The 17,675-nt window shown below is 67.9% G+C and carries 15 protein-coding genes; 10 read left to right on the forward strand and 5 right to left on the reverse strand.

Annotation, left to right across the window (positions count from 1 at the left end; genetic code table 11):
* The first annotated feature begins 9 nt into the window (after nt 1–9).
* The 7 genes from acpS (at nt 10) to KPL78_RS06010 (ending at nt 7,503) form a co-directional block, all read left to right on the forward strand.
* Complete coding sequence (gene acpS / locus KPL78_RS05980; RefSeq protein ID WP_219762524.1) at nt 10–417, forward strand: holo-ACP synthase; 408 nt, start codon at nt 10–12, stop codon at nt 415–417.
* An 89-nt stretch (nt 418–506) separates the two neighbouring features.
* Nucleotides 507–1,259, forward strand: coding sequence for a signal peptidase I (gene lepB, locus KPL78_RS05985; RefSeq protein ID WP_219762012.1), 753 nt, complete (start codon nt 507–509; stop codon nt 1,257–1,259).
* Nucleotides 1,256–1,924, forward strand: a complete 669-nt coding sequence (rnc, locus tag KPL78_RS05990; RefSeq protein WP_219762013.1) for a ribonuclease III — start codon at nt 1,256–1,258, stop codon at nt 1,922–1,924. The genes lepB and rnc overlap by 4 nt, the downstream gene beginning before the upstream one ends.
* 445 nt (nt 1,925–2,369) lie before the next feature.
* Entirely contained in the window at nt 2,370–3,260 is an 891-nt protein-coding gene (era, locus tag KPL78_RS05995) for a GTPase Era (RefSeq protein ID WP_255568670.1), read from the forward strand.
* Nucleotides 3,261–3,314: 54 nt separating this feature from the next.
* Nucleotides 3,315–4,052 carry a DNA repair protein RecO gene (gene recO, locus KPL78_RS06000; RefSeq protein ID WP_219762525.1) on the forward strand — a complete coding sequence of 246 codons (738 nt, stop codon included), beginning with the start codon at nt 3,315–3,317 and terminating at the stop codon, nt 4,050–4,052.
* A gap of 32 nt (nt 4,053–4,084) precedes the next feature.
* The gene (gene parC / locus KPL78_RS06005) at nt 4,085–6,307 is read left to right on the forward strand and encodes a DNA topoisomerase IV subunit A (protein WP_219762015.1); all 2,223 of its coding nucleotides are present in this window, start codon (nt 4,085–4,087) and stop codon (nt 6,305–6,307) included.
* Between the two features lie 68 nt (nt 6,308–6,375).
* On the forward strand, nt 6,376–7,503 hold the full coding sequence (locus KPL78_RS06010) for an alpha/beta hydrolase (RefSeq protein WP_219762016.1): 1,128 nt from the start codon (nt 6,376–6,378) through the stop codon (nt 7,501–7,503).
* Between the two features lie 167 nt (nt 7,504–7,670).
* Here the strand turns inward: KPL78_RS06010 and KPL78_RS06015 are convergent, their stop codons facing one another.
* A complete protein-coding gene (locus KPL78_RS06015) occupies nt 7,671–8,642 on the reverse strand; it encodes a LysR family transcriptional regulator (RefSeq protein ID WP_219762017.1) in 972 nt (323 codons plus the stop codon).
* A gap of 245 nt (nt 8,643–8,887) precedes the next feature.
* Here KPL78_RS06015 and KPL78_RS06020 point away from each other — a divergent pair, with 245 nt between their 5' ends.
* Nucleotides 8,888–10,519: an arylsulfatase gene (locus KPL78_RS06020; protein WP_219762018.1), complete on the forward strand. Its 1,632-nt coding sequence runs from the start codon at nt 8,888–8,890 to the stop codon at nt 10,517–10,519.
* A 156-nt stretch (nt 10,520–10,675) separates the two neighbouring features.
* On the opposite strand, the gene KPL78_RS06025 is transcribed toward KPL78_RS06020, so the two are convergent.
* On the reverse strand, nt 10,676–11,710 hold the full coding sequence (locus KPL78_RS06025; protein ID WP_219762019.1) for a Bug family tripartite tricarboxylate transporter substrate binding protein: 1,035 nt from the start codon (nt 11,708–11,710) through the stop codon (nt 10,676–10,678).
* 201 nt (nt 11,711–11,911) lie between these two features.
* Nucleotides 11,912–13,138 carry a tyrosine--tRNA ligase gene (gene tyrS / locus KPL78_RS06030; RefSeq protein WP_408904477.1) on the reverse strand — a complete coding sequence of 409 codons (1,227 nt, stop codon included), beginning with the start codon at nt 13,136–13,138 and terminating at the stop codon, nt 11,912–11,914.
* A gap of 66 nt (nt 13,139–13,204) precedes the next feature.
* Between tyrS and KPL78_RS06035 the strand changes: the two genes are divergently transcribed.
* Nucleotides 13,205–14,299, forward strand: coding sequence for an anhydro-N-acetylmuramic acid kinase (locus KPL78_RS06035; RefSeq protein ID WP_219762526.1), 1,095 nt, complete (start codon nt 13,205–13,207; stop codon nt 14,297–14,299).
* A gap of 5 nt (nt 14,300–14,304) precedes the next feature.
* On the opposite strand, the gene KPL78_RS06040 is transcribed toward KPL78_RS06035, so the two are convergent.
* A complete protein-coding gene (locus KPL78_RS06040; protein WP_219762021.1) occupies nt 14,305–14,958 on the reverse strand; it encodes a hypothetical protein in 654 nt (217 codons plus the stop codon).
* A gap of 21 nt (nt 14,959–14,979) precedes the next feature.
* Nucleotides 14,980–16,080 (reverse strand): hypothetical protein, encoded by a 1,101-nt coding sequence (locus KPL78_RS06045; protein WP_219762022.1) that lies wholly within the window; start codon nt 16,078–16,080, stop codon nt 14,980–14,982.
* A gap of 267 nt (nt 16,081–16,347) precedes the next feature.
* Here KPL78_RS06045 and KPL78_RS06050 point away from each other — a divergent pair, with 267 nt between their 5' ends.
* Nucleotides 16,348–17,523 (forward strand): helix-turn-helix transcriptional regulator, encoded by a 1,176-nt coding sequence (locus tag KPL78_RS06050; protein WP_219762023.1) that lies wholly within the window; start codon nt 16,348–16,350, stop codon nt 17,521–17,523.
* The last annotated feature ends 152 nt before the right edge of the window (nt 17,524–17,675 follow it).

The following is a 17,675-nucleotide window of genomic DNA, read 5'->3' on the forward strand; positions in this document are numbered from 1 at the left end:
TCGCCCATCATGATCATCGGGGTGGGGTCGGACATCCTCGATATCCGCAGGCTCGAGAAGACCATCCAGCGGCACGGGGACCGGTTTCTCGACCGAATCTTCACGGCGGTGGAGCGGTCAAAGGCGGAGCGGCGGGCGGAACGCATCCGCACGGCGACCTATGCCAAGCGGTTCGCGGCGAAGGAGGCGGCGTCCAAGGCGCTGGGCACCGGGTTCCGGGCGGGGGTGTTCTGGCGCGATCTCGGCGTGGTGAACCTGCCATCCGGGCAGCCGACGCTGCACATGACCGGCGGCGCGGCGGAGCGCCTGGCGGCCATCACGCCGCCGGGCCACCGGGCCGAGGTCGCCTTGACCATGACCGACGAATTTCCTTACGCCCAGGCCATGGTCATCATCACCGCGGTACCCCTTCCTTGACAGCGCAGCGCCCCCCTGGTTTCCCTCGCGCGCCCGCGGCATCCAGCCGCCGCGCCACCCCGCAACAAGGCCGTCGAAGCAATCCCTCCATGTTGAAGAAGAAGCCCGGCGGCTGGCTGGAAAGCGTCAAGACGATCCTCTATGCGGCGCTGATCGCGATCGGCATCCGCACCATCGCCTTCGAACCCTTCAACATTCCGTCGGGGTCGATGATCCCGACGCTGCTGGTGGGCGACTATCTCTTCGTCTCGAAGTTCTCCTACGGCTATTCGCGGCATTCGATGCCGTTCAGCCCGGATCTGTTCTCGGGACGCATCTTCGGGTCGCTGCCGCATCGCGGCGATGTCGCGGTGTTCAAGCTGCCGCGTGACGGCACCACCGACTACATCAAGCGCATCATCGGTCTGCCGGGGGACCGCATCCAGATGCGGGGCGGCCGGCTCTACATCAATGGCGAGCAGGTGCCGCGCGAATTGGTCGGCCCCTATACGGTCGAGGGCGACGGGCCGCGTATCACCGTGCGCCTGTATCGCGAGACGCTGCCGGGTTCGGCCGGCGCGGCGGCGGTGACGCACAACATCCTCGAATCGACGGATGACGGGCCTTTCGACAACACGCAGGAATTCGTGGTGCCGGCGGACCATGTCTTCGCCATGGGCGACAACCGCGACAACAGCCTCGATTCGCGCGCGATGAACGCCGTCGGCTTCATCCCGGTCGAGAACCTGGTCGGACGCGCCGAGTTCATCTTCTTCTCCGTGGATGGCTCCGCCGCCTGGTGGGAGGTGTGGGGCTGGCCCTTCGCCATCCGCTGGAGCCGGCTGTTCTCCGCGGTCCGATGACCGGGATCGAGGAGCGCCTCGGCCACGTCTTTGCCGATCCGGCGCTGCTCGCCCAGGCACTGACGCATCGCAGCGCGGCGGATGCCCGGGGCGGGCAGCTCGATTCCAACGAGCGTCTGGAATTCCTTGGCGACCGGGTGTTGGGCTTGGTCATGGCCGAATGGCTGATCGAGAAATTCCCGGCCGAGCGCGAGGGCAACCTGACGCGGCGCCTGTCCGCGCTGGTGGCGTGGGAGACGCTCGCGAAGGTGGGGGAGGCGGTCGGGCTCGCCGAAGCGATCCGGATTCCACCGGGCGAGGCCCGCGCCGGCCTGCGGGGCCGCCAGACGGTCCTGGCCGATGCGTTGGAGGCGGTGCTGGGCGCCGTCTATCGCGATGGCGGGCTGGAGGCGGCGCGCGGCGTGATCCGGCGGCACTGGGCGGCGATGCTCGATGCGGATGTGAAGCCGCCGGTCTCGGCCAAGAACCGGTTGCAGGAATACACGCTGGGGCGGGGGCAGGGGCTGCCGGTGTATCGTGTGGTGTCCGCGGCAGGGCCGTCCCATGCGCCATTCTTCGTCGTGGCCGTGCTGGCCGCCGGGCGGGAGGCGGAAGGGACGGGGGATTCCAAGCGGGCGGCGGAGCTGGCGGCGGCGGAAGCGTGGCTCGCAGGGGTGGAAGCATGATGGCGACGGGCGACCAGAGAGGGGCTTTGCCCGTCTCCGGACCTCACCCCACCACGGGTACCCATTGGCGTTGCGACGCAACGCCAATGGGAGCCCGCCTAGGCCACAGGGCCTTTGGAAACCGATACTTGGTGCCGAGCGCGGCGGTTGCCCGCCTCGCGGCATGGTTGCGCGCGCCTCAAAGCCGGGTTGATTTCCGGGCGCTGGGCACGGCTGCGGGAATGGCGCCGAGACCCGCCCTTGCGCATCAAGGGCATTTGGAGGGGGCAGCCAGGACGGTGCGCTCGGTGCCAGAAGATTGCGTTCCAAGTGCTCCAAGCACTTGGCGGGGCGGCTTGGAGGGGCAGAGCCCCTCCAACAGTAACAGCGGAAATCGGCGCGCCATCGGAACGGTGCTTCGGCCTGTGACCGGGCGGTTTGCAGCGCCCCTCCAAGGATGCGTGCCATGACCCGTTGTGGCCTGGTCGCCATCGTCGGCGCCCCCAATGCCGGCAAGTCCACCCTGGTCAATCAGTTGGCCGGGACGAAGGTCACGATCGTCTCGCCGAAGCCGCAGACGACGCGATTCCGCATCCGGGCCGTGGTGATGCATCAGGGCGCGCAGATCATCCTGGTGGACACGCCTGGCATCTTCGCGCCGCGGCGCCGGCTGGACCGCGCCATGGTGGCCGCGGCCTGGGGCGGGGCACAGGATGCGGACCTGACGCTGCTGGTGGTCGATGCGCGGGCCGGGCTGACCGATGCCGTGCGCAAGATCGCAGAGGCGCTGGCCAAGGGCCGTGGGCCGGTCTGGCTGGCGTTGAACAAGATCGACCTGGTGCCGCCGCCGCGGCTGCTGCCGCTGACGGCGGAACTCAACGCCATCCTGCCCTTCGCCGAGACCTTCATGATCTCGGCCGAGAAGGGGGAGGGGCTGGATCGCCTGCAGGACAAGCTGGCCGAGGCCATGCCGCAGGGCCCCTACCTTTTCCCCGAGGACGAGCTGACCGACCTGCCCAACCGCATGCTGGCGGCCGAGATCGTGCGCGAGCAGATCCTGCGCCAGACGCATCAGGAAGTGCCGCATCATGCCTCGGTCGAGACCGAGCAGTGGACGGAGAACGAGGACGGGTCGGTGCGGGTGGACTGCACGATCTATGTCTCGCGTGCGACGCAGAAGGCAATCCTGATCGGGGACAAGGGGTCGCGCATCCGCGCGATCGGGCAGAGCGCGCGGATCGAACTGACCAAGCTGCTGGAACGTCCCGTCCATCTGTTCCTGAACGTCAAGGAACGCGAGGGCTGGGACGAGGAACGGGCGCGCATCCGGGCGATCGGTCTGGAGGATGCGGGGTAGCGCCTGCCGGGGTGGCGGCGCCGCCCCGGACCGGCCCATATACGCATCATGAGCATCGAATGGACGGCGCCGGCGGTGGTGCTCGACGTCCGCCCCCATGGCGAGGGCGGGGCCGTCGTCACCCTGCTCACCGAGGCGCATGGACGCCATGCGGGCCTCGCCAAGGGCGGGTCGTCGCGGGCGCAGGTCGGGCTGTGGCTGCCGGGGAACCTGGCCGAGGTGCGCTGGTTCGCCCGATTGCCGGATCAGCTCGGCGCACTGACGGGGGAGATGGTGCATCCGGCGGCGGCGCTCGCGATGGACGATCCGCTGGCGCTGGCGGTGCTCGCCTCGGCCTGCGCCATCGCGACCGATGCCCTGCCGGAGCGCGAGCCCTGTCCCAGAGCCTTTCGGGGGCTGGTGTCGCTGATCGGGCACCTGGCCGGCGGGGCGGAGGGCGTGATGGCCGATGTCGTCCGCTGGGAGGCGCTGGTGTTGACGGAACTGGGCTATGGTCTCGACCTGTCCGCCTGCGCCGTGACGGGCGCGCGGGAGGGGCTGACCCATGTCTCGCCGCGGACCGGCCGGGCGGTGTGCGCGGAGGCAGCCGCCCCCTATCGGGACCGGCTGCTGCCCTTGCCGGCCTTCCTGCTGGACGATGCGGACCCCGGGACGCCGGCCGATTGGGATGCCGGGCTGCGGCTGACCGGGCATTTCCTGGAACGCGATGCCTTCGGGGCGCGGCATAGGCCAGTGCCGGAGGCGCGGCACAGGCTGGCGGATCGGGTGGCGGCGCTCGCCGCATCCGTGTAATCCGGGCCTGACGAGAACGAAGCGCGAATCATATGCCTGACGACATCAAGGACTTCCCCGATGGCGGCGAGATGCGCGAGACGCGCCTCGCCGATGCGCTGTCCGAGCGCTACCTCGCCTATGCCCTGTCCACGATCACCGCGCGGTCGCTGCCGGATGTGCGCGACGGGCTGAAGCCCGTGCATCGCCGGCTGCTCTGGGCGATGCATCAGCTCCGGCTCGACCCCGCCTCGGGCTTCAAGAAATGCGCGCGCATCGTCGGCGACGTGATGGGCAAGTATCACCCGCATGGCGACAGCTCGATCTACGAGGCGATGGTGCGCCTCGCGCAGGAATTCGCCGCGCGCTACCCACTGGTCGAAGGCCAGGGGAATTTCGGCAATATCGACGGCGATAACGCCGCGGCCATGCGCTACACCGAAGCGCGCATGACCGAGGTCGCGCTGGCGATGCTCGAGGGTATCGAGGAGAACGCGGTCGATTTCCGCGCCACCTATGACGGCGAGGAACGCGAGCCGATCGTCCTGCCCGCCGCCTTCCCGAACCTGCTGGCCAATGGCGCGGCGGGCATCGCGGTGGGCATGGCGACCTCGATTCCGCCGCACAATGCGGGGGAACTCTGTGACGCCGCGCTCGCGCTGATCGAGGACCCGAACGCCGACCTGATGGCGCATATCAAGGGCCCGGACTTCCCGACCGGCGGCGTGCTGGTGGAACCGGAAGCGGCGATCCGCGACGCCTATGAGACCGGCCGCGGTGGCTTCCGCGTGCGTGCGAAATGGGAGACGGAGAAGCTCAAGAACGGCACCTGGCAGGTCGTCGTCACCGAGATCCCCTACCAGGTCCAGAAGGCCAAGCTGATCGAGCAGATCGCGCAGTTGCTGGAGGAGAAGAAGCTCCCGCTGCTCGGCGATGTGCGCGACGAGAGCACCGATGTCGTCCGCCTGGTGCTGGAGCCGAAATCCCGCACCGTGGACGACAAGGTGCTGATGGAGACGCTGTTCCGCGCCACGGCGCTGGAATCCCGCTTCCCGCTGAACATGAACGTGCTGGATGCCGAACGCACCCCGCGCGTGATGGGCCTGCGGGAGGTGCTGCGGTCGTGGCTCGATCACCGCCACGTCGTGCTGGTGCGGCGGACCGAGCATCGGCTCGCGGCCATCGCGCGGCGGCTCGAGATCCTCGACGGCTACCTGATCGCCTATCTGAATCTGGACGAGGTGATCCGCATCATCCGCACGGAGGACGAGCCGAAGCCGGAATTGATGAAGGCGTTCGGCCTGACGGACCTCCAGGCGGAATCCATCCTCAACATGCGCCTGCGCTCCCTGCGCAAGCTCGAGGAGATGGAGATCCGCAAGGAGCACAAGAAGCTCACCGCGGAACAGAAGAGGCTGCAGGGGCTGATGGCGTCCGAGGGCCGGCGCTGGAAGGCGATCGCCGAGGAGATCGCCGCGACGCGCGCGAAGTTCGGCGACGGCGCGCTCGGCAAGCGCCGTACCGAGACCGACCGCCAACTGCCGGCCGTGCTGGTGGACGAGACCGCCTTCGTCGAGAAGGAGAACATCACCGTCATCCTGTCGGAGAAGGGCTGGATCCGCGCGCAGAAGGGGCACATCCCCCTCGATGGCGAGATCCGCTTCAAGGAGGGGGACGGGCTGTTCGCCGCCATGCATGCGGAGACCACCGACCGCATCGTTATCTTCGCCACCAACGGCAAGGCCTACACCATCAAGGCCGACACCATCCCGCGCGGCCGTGGCGACGGCCAGCCGGTGCGCCTGATGATCGACCTGACGAACGAGGACGCGGTCGTCACCATGTTCGTGCATGAGGACGGCAAGCGCTTCCTCGTCGCGGCATCGGACGGCAAGGGCTTCATCGTGAAGGGCGAGGACCTGCTGGCCGAGAAGCGCACCGGCAAGCAGGTACTGAACGTCGATGGATCGACCGAGGCCGCGATCTGCACCCCGGCCGAGGGAGACAGCGTTGCGGTGATCGGCGACAATCGCAAGCTGCTGGTCTTCCCGCTGGAACAGGTGCCGGAGATGACCCGCGGCCGAGGCGTGCAGTTGCAGGCCTATCGCGATGGCGGGCTGTCCGACGCCAAGGTCTTCGCGAAGGCCGAGGGCCTGACCTGGACGCTGGGCGGGCGGACGCGGACCGAGATGGATCTGCGGTCCTGGGCCGGCAACCGCGCGGGCGCGGGCAAGGCACCGCCGAACGGCTTCCCGCGCGCCAACCGTTTCGAGTAGGCGCGCAAGTTCATTTGCCCCCCCGGGCGTCCCGGGCGCATGGTTTCTTCCGATAAGGGAACGAAACCATGCCCGCCAAGGATCTCGTGGTCTTCTACGCCACCAACCGCCGGCGCATCTCGGATGCGTTCGACGCCATCAGCGCGGAGGTGCCGGACAACCGCCGGCTCTGGCTCGGCAAGGCGGCAGTCGAGATGCTGGGCGACCCCGACAGGACCGAGGCCCCCCGCCACCTGCTGACGCATCCCGAGATCCCGGGCGATGACGATTTCGAGGACCCGGATACCGGCGCGGCGGCGCAGGTGCTGGATGCCTGGCTGGACGGCGCCGTGAGCCGCCAGGCCGTGGCGCTCTTCTTCGTCCACGGCTTCGCCAACAGCTTCGGCTCGGCGCTGGAACGCGCCGCACAGGTCACCGAGTTCTACAGCCAAGCCGTGGCGCTGGCGCCCTTCGCCTTTTCCTGGCCCTCGGATGGGCGGGTGATCGATCCGCAGAAGATCGCGACCGGGGCCGATGCGGCGATCGACCAGTACAAGGCGGACCAGACGGATGCGACGGGGGCCGGCGGCGCGCTGGCCCGGCTGTTGCGGGAAGTCCATCGCGCGCGGCTGCGCGCGAAGAAGGCCTTCGGCGCGCCGCCGCGCATGGTGCTGCTGGCGCACAGCATGGGGAATCTCGCGCTGTCCGCGGGCCTCGCGGTCATGCGCAACGGGCTGCTGACGGCGGATATGGCCGGGACCTTCGACCATGCGGTCCTCGTCGCCTCGGATGTGCCGAACACGGCGCTCGATCCGCAGGAACCGCTCAGCGAGATCGCGCATCTGGCGCGCGCGGTGACGGTGGTGATCAGCCGCGACAACACGTTGGCCATTGCCAGCCGAATCGCCAATGGCGGGTCTCGGCGGCTGGGGCATTTCGGGCCGGCGCAGCTCCGGGTGCTGCCGGCCAACGTGACGGTGGTGGACTACTTCCTCGGCCTGCAGGCGCCGCAGTCGAAGCCCGAGCTGTTCCAGGTCGGCGGCACCGAATGGGACATCGTCGAGCACCAGTACTACCGCAACGACCGCAAGGCGCGCATCGACCTCGCCCAGGTGCTGGCCGGCCTCCAGCCTTCGGGGCGCATCCCGTTGCCGCCCGGCGAGCAGGTGGACCATGAGCGGGCGCGCCACATGATCCTCCCCTTCACGGGGGTATAGGACCCGATCGGCGCGCCTCACCCCCCATAACCGGGCTTCATACCGCCGAGCCTTGTGGATGACCTCGTCATCGGCGAGGCGAACGGTACGGCGCGCGGGGTTGGTGGGGCGGCCGCGCGCAAGACCACAAGACTCTGATACCGAGGCAGCCGAAAGGCTGGCTCGTATCAGACGCAGTCTGGGGAAAAGCCGTGCTCGGCGCACCAACGCGCTTCGGTCTCCTCGCATTCGCGGTCGACCTCGCGCGTCAGCTCGAGGAACACCGTCTCCGCCTCGCCCAGCGGCCGGTTGCGCAGGCGCAGGATGCAGGGGTGCAGGGACATCCAGGGCGCACGCCACGGCAGGATGGCGACCTGCCCCGCGCGCAGGGCCGTGGCGGCGATCGGCAGAGTCACCGTGCTGACGATGTCCGAATGCGCCAAGGTGGCGAGGGCTGCGGTGGGGCTTTCCTCGATGATCGCGGGGAAAGCGGGGTGGATCCAACCCTTCTCCCGGGCCTGCGTTCGGCCTTCCGCCATCGGCGCGCGCTGTGCCGTCGGGACATTGCCGATGAAGGCGATTGGATAGGCGAGGATATCGGCCAGGCCGATCTCCGGCTGGCCGAGCAGCGGATGGCCGGGCCGGACCGCGAAGAACCCGGGGTGCGGGCGCAGGCGCTCGACCTCCAGGCCGGGCTCGTCGCGCATGTTGCGCACGTCGCACAGGCCGAGCGTCGCCTCGCGTTCCATCACCATGCGCGGAACCTCGGACCAGTTCGTCGAGACGACGCGCGTCCGCACGCGCGGCTGGAGCGGGACCATGCGCGATGCCGCGACCAGGCAGGGGGTTTCGGCGAGGTAGGCTCCCGCGGCGATGGCAAGGTCGCGCACCTGGTCGCCGCGCACCTCGGCGGTACGACGATTGAGCAGCGCGACGCGCTCGACGATGTCCTCCGCCTGGTCGATGACCGTGCGTCCCAGGTCGGTGGGCACGGTGCCGCGCTTGCCGCGTTCGAAGAGCCGGCCGCGCACCCGCCTCTCCAGTGAGGCGAGCTGGCGGGTCAGCGCCGGCTGCGCGACGCCGAGGACACGCGCCGCACGCGCGAGACTGCCGTGTTCATGGATCGCCAGGACCATCCGCAGGTCGCGCAATTCGTACATATGCCTCGCCCGCAAGTGAAGATTGCCAAATCAGTATAACCCGTGTCGTCCGGGCCGATGGCAACGTCCGCCGGCCTGACGGGGGAGGCACCTGCCGGCGACAGGCCCTGAGGCCGCGCGGCCGGGACTGAGGCGTGGGGCGAACCGGCGGGCGGTCCGTCTCGCGTCACCGGTCGGCGGCGGGCCTGACGGTTTTCACTGCCCCGGCCGCGCTGGCGCCCAAGAGACGAAGGAGACCCGATCACATGACCGATGGAACACAGGGCCGCTCGCGACGCGGCATGCTGCTTGGCGGCGCGGCCGGGTTTGCCGCCGGCGCGCTGCCGGGCGGGTTCACCCTCGCCCAGGCGCAGCAGCCCGCGGCGACCACCGCGCCCGCAGCCACGCCGGCTGGCGGGCGCAGGCCGAACATCATCGTCATCTGGGGTGACGACGTCGGCATCGACAACATCAGCTACAACAGCCGCGGCCGCATGGGCTTCCGCACGCCCAACATCGACCGGATCTTCCAGGAAGGCATGACCTTCACCGACTACTACGCGGAGCAGTCCTGCACCGCGGGACGGTCGGCCTTCATCACCGGCCAGGCGACAGTGCGGACCGGCCTGTCCAAGGTCGGCCTGCCGGGCGCCGAGGCCGGCATGAAGCCGCAGGACCCGACCATCGCGCGCATCCTGAAGGGCATGGGATACGCCACCGGGCAGTTCGGCAAGAACCATCTGGGCGACCGCGACGAGCACCTGCCCACCTTGCACGGCTTCGACGAGTTCTTCGGCAATCTCTACCACCTCAATGCCGAGGAGGAGCCGGAGAACGAGGACTATCCGCGCAGCCCGCGCTTCCGCGAACGCTTCGGCCCGCGCGGCGTGCTCCATTCCTGGGCCAATGCCGACGGCACGCAGCGGATCGAGAATACCGGGCCGCTGACGCGCCAGCGCATGCAGACGGTGGATGACGAATTCGGCGCCGCTGCGCTGGACTTCATGGATCGCGCGCATCGCGCGGGCGCGCCGATGTTCGTCTGGTGCAACGCGACACGCATGCATTTCCGCACGCACGTGCCGCCCAACTACCGCGGCCGTTCGGGCCTCAACGAATATGCCGACGGCATGATCCAGCACGACGATTGGGTGGGCACGATCCTCAAGAAGATCGACGATCTCGGCATCGCCAACGACACCATCGTCATCTACGGCACCGACAACGGCCCGCACTACAATTCCTGGCCCGACGCCGGCATCACGCCCTTCCGCAGCGAGAAGAACTCGAACTGGGAAGGCGCCTATCGCGTGCCCTTCGCCATTCGCTGGCCGGGCCGCATCGCGCCGGGCAGCGTGACGAACGAGATCGTCTCCAACCTCGACTGGTTCCCCACCCTGGTGGCCGCCGCCGGCGATGCCGACATCAAGGAGAAGCTGAAGGCCGGCCTCACCACCCAGGGCCACAGCTACAAGGTGCATCTGGACGGCTACAACCAGTTGCCGCTGCTGACCGGGCAGACGCAGGAAGGCCCGCGCAAGGAGTTCTACTACTTCAATGACGACGGCCAGATGGTGGCGATGCGCTACGAGCGCTGGAAGGTCGTCTTCCTGGAGAACCGCGGCGTCGGCTTCGGCGTGTGGCGCGAACCCTTCGTGCAGCTTCGCGTGCCGAAGCTGTTCGACCTGCGCATGGACCCCTATGAGCGCGCCGATACGGCGAGCAACACCTACAATGACTGGTTCATGGACCGCGTCTACCTGATGGTGCCCGCGCAAGCGATGGCGCGGCAGTTCTACGAGACCTTCCGCGACTTCCCGCCGCGCCAGCGGCCGGACAGCTTCAACCTGGAAGGCATTCTGCGCCAGATGGAGGAAGCCGCCTCGGGCGGCGGGTGATGCCTGGTGGGTGACGGGCGGGCGCCGCGTCATACCGTCGAGCCTTGCTGATGACCTCGTCATCGGCAAGGCGAACGGTGTGGCGCGCGGGGTTGGTGGGGCGGCCGCGCGCAAATCCGAGACGCTGAACCCGGTTAGCCGAAAGGCTGACTGGTATCAGTCCGTCACCCGCAGCCCCAGCCTGGCGACCACCGCGTTCCAGCGCGCCGCCTCCCGCGCCTGATGTGCGGCAAAGGCGGCGGGCGTGGTGCCGAGAATCTCGCTGCCCGCGAGATCGAGCCCACCGCGCGCCGCCGGATCGGACTCCAGCGCCGCGCGGATCACCGCGGCGACGCGTTCGGCCATCGCCCGTGGGAAGCCCGCCGGGCCGACCACGCCGGTCCAGCCGAAGAAGGCCGTGTCGGGCAGGCCGGCTTCCGCGAAGGTCGGCACGCCGGGCAGGGTGGGCAGGCGGGCCTCGCCGGTCTGCACCACGGCGACCAGGCGGCCATCCTGCAATTGCGGCAGGGCGGCGGAGGGCACGTTGAACATCGCCTGCACCCGCCCGGCGACGAGGTCGAGCGTCGCCGGCGGGAAGCCGCGATAGGCGACATGCGGCATGTCGAGCCCGAGCCGCGCCTTCAGCTCTTCCATGCCGAGATGCGTGACCGTGCCCGGGCCGATCGAGGCATAGGACACCGCCCCTGGATGCGCCTTCACATAGGCGACGAAGCCCGCCCAGTCCCGCGCGGGCAGCGCGGGATGGACGGTGAGCACGAAGGGAACGCGGGTGATCAGCGTGATGGGCGTGAAGTCGCGCGCGGGGTCGTAGGACAGGGCGGGGTTGAGTGCCCGTGCCGTGGTCGTCGGCCCGCCCAGCACGAAGCCGAGCGCATGCAGGTCATGCGCCTGGGCGACCGCGGCCGCGGCCAGGGTGCCGCCCGCGCCAGGCCGGTTCTCGACGATGAAGGGCTGGCCGAAGGCCGTGGCCAGATGGGGCGCAAGGCCACGGGCCAGCAGGTCTGCCTGGCCGCCCGGCGGCAGGCCGACGAGCAGGCGGACAGTCCTCTGCGGCCAGGGGGTCTGTGCGGCGGCGCTGCGCGCGGCAGCCAGGGCGAGCGAGGCGCCCACGACGCGCCGCCGGCGCAGATGCCCCAGGGCGAGGCGGGCCGGGCGGCGGTTCGGGCGGTGCTGCGGGATGGCAGAAGACATGGGGCACTCCTTCCGGGACTCAGCGGTGATCCAGGGGTGGTGCTCCGCGCCTTGATGGTTGTTGCGCTTGCGGGGCGCGCCGAGCTTGCCCGAGCGCCGTCATTGCTGTCCAGGCCCGATGCGAGGGCGGCGGATCGAGGTCCAGGAGGCTTTCGCCTCCTGGCGGGGGAGTTCGAGGGGGCGGCGCCCCCTCGATTGCCTTCAGGCGGCGCGCACCAGCACGTGCCGCTTGCGCCCGGCCGACAGCTTCGCCGCGCCGTCGGTGAGATCGGCGGCGGTGACGGTCGCCGCGGCGTCGGTGACAACCGTGTCGTTCAGCCGCAGCCCGTTCTGCGCGATCAGCCGCCGTGCCTCGCCCTTCGAGGCCGCGAGCCCCGCCTGCACGACGAGATCGACGAAGGGCGCGGGCAGAGAGGCGGTGATGGTCGGCAGCGTGTCGGCGGCCGCACCTTCCTCGAAGGCACGGCGGGCGGTCTCGGCGGCGCTGTCCGCGGCTTCCCGCCCATGCAGCAGGGCGGTCGCCTCGGTGGCGAGGATCTTCTTCGCCTCGTTCACCTCGGCCCCCTGGAGGGCGCCGAGCCGGCGGACCTCGTCCATGGGCAGTTCGGTGAACAGGGCGAGGAAGCGGCCGACATCGGCGTCCTCGGTGTTGCGCCAGAACTGCCAGTAGTCATACGGGCTGAGCCGGTCCGGGTTCAGCCACACCGCGCCGGCCGCCGTCTTGCCCATCTTGGCTCCTGAGGCCGTGGTCAGCAGCGGCGTGGTCAACACATGGGCCTGGCCGCCTTCCATGCGGCGGATCAGCTCGGCGCCCATGACGATGTTGCCCCACTGGTCCGACCCGCCCATCTGGAGGACGGCGCCGTGGCGGCGATGCAGTTCCAGGAAGTCGTAGGACTGCAGCAGCATGTAGTTGAATTCGAGGAAGGAGAGCGAGTGCTCGCGCTCGAGGCGCAGCTTCACGCTGTCCATGGTCAGCATGCGGTTGACGCTGAAATGGCGGCCGACATCGCGCAGGAAGGGGATGTAGCGCAGATCATCCAGCCAGGCGGCGTTGTCGAGCATCAGCGCGCCGGCGTTGAAGTCCAGCAGGGCGTCGAAGGTGCGGCGGATGCCGACCTTGTTGGCTTCGATCACCTCCTCGGTGAGGAGCTGGCGCGCCTCGTCCTTGCCGGAGGGATCGCCGACCTTGGTGGTGCCGCCGCCGATCAGCGCGATAGGCTTGCCGCCGGTCTTCTGCAGCAGGCGCAGCAGCATGGTCGGCATCAGATGGCCGACATGCAGGCTGTCCGCCGTGCAGTCATAGCCGATATAGGCCGTGAGGCCCCCCTTCAGCAGCGCGGCATCCAGCTCGGCCTCGTCCGAGGTCTGGTGGATGTAGCCACGTTCCTTGGCAACCTTCAGGAACTCGCTCTTGGGGCCGGTCATTGTCATATCCTGTTCACGCCGGGACTTCCGCCGGAAGGGCTGGGGGGCTAGCACGTCAGCCGCATGCTGAGAACCATCGGGCTGATGAGCGGGACCTCGCTGGACGGGGTGGACGCTGCCTATCTGGAGACGGACGGGGAGACGATCGGACGGATCGGGCCCCGGCTGACCCTTCCCTATGACCCCGCCCTGCGCCGCGCGCTGCGCGGCCTGCTGGACCGCGCCGAGAGCCTGACCGGGGAGGAGCCCGACCTGCTGGACGCCATCCGCCGCCTGACCGCCCGCCATGCCGAGGCGGTGGAGGCACTGGGTCTCGAGGCCGACCTGATCGGCTTCCACGGCCAGACGCTGCTGCACCGGCCGCCGGTGCCCGGGCGGAATTTCGAGCCCTTCACCTGGCAGGTGGGGGATGCGGTGTCGCTCGCGCGCCGCACCGGGATGACGGTGGCCTATGATTTCCGGTCCGCCGATGTCGCGGCGGGCGGGCAGGGGGCGCCGCTGGTGCCGGTGTTCCACCGGGCGCTGGCCGCGCCGCTGCCGAAGCCGCTGGCGATCCTGAACCTGGGCGGGGTGGGCAACGTGACCTGGCTGGGGCCGGAGGGCGAGATGATGGCCTTCGACACCGGCCCGGCCAACGGTCCGCTGGACGATTGGGCGCGGCAGCATACCGGTAAGGACTACGACGCGGCGGGCAAGCTGGCGCTGGCCGGGCAGGCGGATGGGGCGGTGTTGGGGCGGCTGATGGCGCACCCGTATCTGACCGCGCCGCCGCCGAAGTCGCTCGACCGGCTCGATTTCGACCGCGCGCTGAAGGAGGCCGGGGCGGCCGAACTGTCGGCGGCGGACGGCGCGGCGACGCTCTGCGCCTTCTGCGCGGTCTGCGTCGCGGCCGCGGCGCGCTTGTTCCCGGAACCACCGCTGCAATGGCTGGTCGCCGGTGGCGGGCGGCGGAACCCGGCGATCATGAAGGCGCTCGCCGGGGCGCTGGAGGAGCCCGTGCGTCCAGTCGAGGTAGCCGGCTGGGATGGCGATGCGCTGGAGGCGCAGGCCTTCGGGCTGCTGGCGGCGCGGGTGGCGCGGAAGCTGCCAATCACCTTCCCCGGCACGACCGGAGCGCCGCGGCCGTTGACGGGCGGTGCGATTGTCGGTTCGCTGTTGTGAGACCGCTACGACAAACGGTTAGGTAGGTTCTGTTGCGTGGGTGCGTGCGGCGCACCTCGAGGAGAGGACGAGGGAGTTGACCATCCCTCTGTTCTGACCGCAGGACTGATAATTCGGCGCGAAAGGTATTCCTGAATATTCTTGAAGTCAGTAAGTATTTCATGAGGGGTTGGTGGACGCGATTGCATGGATGAATATTTTCGAATTCTTTTTAACGATAAATCATTTTCTATTTCTTGGGATTTTTCGTCAATTTCTACATTTTTTCGCCAAATATAACAGCTTCCCCCAGTTTCTATTCCTTCCAAAATAACGGAAGAGGCGTACCATGCCCAACCTGCCGGCCCTCCGGCTAGCGTTTCAATTTCAGATGCGGCAATACCTAGATTTATCGCGGCGGAGAGACATTCACCTCTGCTACCGTCGGTTAGCTTGGCAACAGAGCCACCCTTCGAGGCAAAATACTTGATGATACTTCCTTTTGTTATTTTTCCACCATTTTCAGAAACTTCTATGATTAAATCATAAGCAGATTCAGATAATTCCAATAAAAATTCGAAAGCATCAGCATAGTTAGTTAAATATGATACGATCTCTCCGATAATATCCATATATAGTTTTTTTGTTGCATCATGCATGATTTTTTCATTCAGATTCATTGCGTGTTTTCTCCTTTATATTTAGAATTGGATTCCCGTGTTCACATAAAATCCCCTGACCCCCTGATCCCCCGTCAGAAACGTCGCCCCTACTCGGAACGGACTCTCCCGCCCCCACTGCCCGAATACCCCGAATTCCTGGTAGTTCTGGATGTACACAGCATCCCCGGTGAACCGCGTGTCCACCGCGAAGGCCGACAGGATCAGCGCCCGGTCCGCCAGCCGCAGCCCGAAATCCCCTGTCAGCACAATGCCGTTGCGGAACACAGTGTTCTGCATGTCGTAGTTGATCGAATACGATCCGACCGTCACAGGAAACGTCGAGACATAGGTCACGCCGTTCGCGATGGTCATGCGGATTTCGTCGGTGATCGGGAACTGGATCGTCGAGTTCAGCGCCGCCGAATACACCCCCGACCCGCCGCCCAGGTCGATCGAACCGACCCCGCCGATCCGGAAGGACGGCTGCAGCGTCCACCAGTCGAACACCTTGCGCCGATACAGCATGCCGAGGTTGCCGCCATAAGACTGCGCGCCCTCGGTATTCGTCCAGGACAGCGGCAGGTCCAGTTCGATCGTGTCGTTCTCCGACAGCACGAAGGTCTGGTTCAGCGGCACCGACAGGCTGCGCGAATTGTACCCTGACGCGGTGAAGCTGGCGAAGCGCGCAGCCATCCCGAAGCCAGCCTGGCCGCCGCCCACCGCGGCTTCAAGCGCGCGCCCGAAATCCGCGGCGACGAATTGGTTCATCGCGGCGTTCGGGTTGCCCGCCACGGGATCGATGGCGGTATTGGCGGCCGCGTAGCGAAGCAGGTCGTTGACCTGCGAGGAGCCCTGGCCGCGCAGCCAGTCGACAAAGAGCTGCTGGCTCTCGTCGCGTGTTGCCCCGTTGAACGTCACATCGATCCCGGGGCCCGGCACGATCACACGCAGGGCCGGTGAGTTGGCCTGGTAGATCGCGGTGGCGGGCACGCCGCGAAGGTTGATCTGCACCGTTGCCGCCGAAATCTCCGTATATCCGCCGACGATGCTCTGCAGGCCGACGGTATCCAGGCTGTCATAGGCATCCTGGAGACGGGTGAAGTTCTGCGAACCGGTCTGGCCATCGACCGTCACCGTCACGGAGAAGGGGTCCCGGGCCGAGGCACTGCCCGCGTCCATCAGCATCAGGAGGCCGATGGTCCCGGCCGCCAGAACTATGCCGACCCTGCTGGTCCGTATTCGCCTGCGCAGACTGCCGCCACGGTCATCCGTTACGAGATCCTTCTGGAGGGCACGGCAGGACATTTCGACTCACTCAAATTGTTCTTATGCATACTAAGAATCGTGCTACGGATGCTGTCATCGTCAATCTTGATGACGAATGTTGCTGAAATGGTTGGGGGTCCGATGGAAATCGGTTCTTGGAGCGAACGGACGGAGCGCGACCGGGCCGCTCTCGGGATTCTCGAAGGGCTCTATGACGCGGTCACGACCCCTGCCGGCTGGTACGAGAGTTGCCGCGCGCTCGCCGGGCATGTCGGCGCCGAGACCGCGCTCCTCTGCCTCGACAGGGGCAATGCCGTCATCCCGGTCGCGCTCCCGGGCTTCTCGGCGACCGCGCAGCGGGGATACGCCGAGCACTATCACAGGGTCGATCCCTGGACGCTCGCCGCGCGGCGCCTCCAGCAAAGCGAGGGGCGCCTATACAGTTTCCTCGGCCAGGACCATGTGCCGGCCTCGGTCTTCGAGGAATCCGAGGTCTGGCAGGATTTCTCCCGGCATCATCTCGGTGCTTTCCACCTCCTTGGTTCCGGCTTTCGCATGGATGATGGATCGCAGGCCATACTCGGACTGCACCGGCCGCGTGACGCGCGCGCCTTCGACCATGCCGAGCGGCGGCAGCTGCATCGGCTGCTGCCCCACCTGCGCAACGCGCTCTTTCTCGCCCATCGGCTGGACGCCGCCGAAGGCCTCGCCGCGTCGGGCTTCGCGGTGCTGGAACAGATCGCGTCCGGCATCGCGATCATCGATCGTCAGCGGAATGTCGTCTTCGCCAATGCCGCCATGGAGCGCCATGCCTCGGCTGCCGAGATCTTGCTTCGCACCGAGGCGGGCAACGCCCCGCCAGGCCGGGGCGCGCTGCTGTCACTGGCACGGCCGGCGGATCAGACGCGCTTCGTCGAACTGGTGGAGTGCGCCTCGCGCCTCGGTGCGGGCGGTGCCCTGCGGCTCCACTCGGCCGACAGTGGCCGTCATCTTCTCCTGCTCGTCATGCCGTTGCCGCAGCGGTTGTCGCCCTGGCGTGACAGCGGCCGGATCCTCGCGCCCGGCCGTGTACTGGTCATCCTGCGCGACCAGGCCCATCCCGCAGCGCTTGACGGCGAGATGCTGAAGTCGCTCTACGGCTTCACGGATGCGGAGGAAGCCGTTGCGCGGGCCTTGCTCGGCGGTCGCTCTCCGGAGGCGGTGGCCAAGGATCGTGGCGTGTCGGTTCCGACCATCCGCACCCAGATCCGACATATTCTGGAGAAGGCGGGCGCGCGCAGCTTGCGCGAACTGGAAGGGCTGCTGGTCGCGCCGTAAGGGCCGCCGCGCGCTGCTGGCCGCGCGGAGCGCCGGGACGTTACCTCGATTCCAGGGCAATGTTGCATCGCAACAATCCCCGTGCGACGCTGCCGTGGTGATCTCTCGCGCCGCCCGGCTGACGCCGCCCTGATCTGACGGAAACCGACCCG

Origin of the sequence: Roseomonas alba (assembly GCF_019430885.1) — a bacterium.
In the GTDB taxonomy this organism is placed as follows: domain Bacteria; phylum Pseudomonadota; class Alphaproteobacteria; order Acetobacterales; family Acetobacteraceae; genus Neoroseomonas; species Neoroseomonas alba.

Bases quoted from the DNA above. Each gene is read 5' to 3' on its own strand.
- era (WP_255568670.1), top strand. From the start codon at position 2,370: ATGACCCGTTGTGGCCTGGTCGCCATCGTCGGCGCCCCCAATGCCGGC.
- tyrS (WP_408904477.1), bottom strand. From the start codon at position 13,138: ATGACCGGCCCCAAGAGCGAGTTCCTGAAGGTTGCCAAGGAACGTGGC.
- parC (WP_219762015.1), top strand. From the start codon at position 4,085: ATGCCTGACGACATCAAGGACTTCCCCGATGGCGGCGAGATGCGCGAG.
- KPL78_RS06025 (WP_219762019.1), bottom strand. From the start codon at position 11,710: ATGTCTTCTGCCATCCCGCAGCACCGCCCGAACCGCCGCCCGGCCCGC.
- rnc (WP_219762013.1), top strand. From the start codon at position 1,256: ATGACCGGGATCGAGGAGCGCCTCGGCCACGTCTTTGCCGATCCGGCG.
- KPL78_RS06020 (WP_219762018.1), top strand. From the start codon at position 8,888: ATGACCGATGGAACACAGGGCCGCTCGCGACGCGGCATGCTGCTTGGC.
- KPL78_RS06050 (WP_219762023.1), top strand. From the start codon at position 16,348: ATGGAAATCGGTTCTTGGAGCGAACGGACGGAGCGCGACCGGGCCGCT.
- acpS (WP_219762524.1), top strand. From the start codon at position 10: ATGATCATCGGGGTGGGGTCGGACATCCTCGATATCCGCAGGCTCGAG.
- KPL78_RS06040 (WP_219762021.1), bottom strand. From the start codon at position 14,958: ATGAATCTGAATGAAAAAATCATGCATGATGCAACAAAAAAACTATAT.
- lepB (WP_219762012.1), top strand. From the start codon at position 507: ATGTTGAAGAAGAAGCCCGGCGGCTGGCTGGAAAGCGTCAAGACGATC.
- KPL78_RS06015 (WP_219762017.1), bottom strand. From the start codon at position 8,642: ATGTACGAATTGCGCGACCTGCGGATGGTCCTGGCGATCCATGAACAC.
- KPL78_RS06010 (WP_219762016.1), top strand. From the start codon at position 6,376: ATGCCCGCCAAGGATCTCGTGGTCTTCTACGCCACCAACCGCCGGCGC.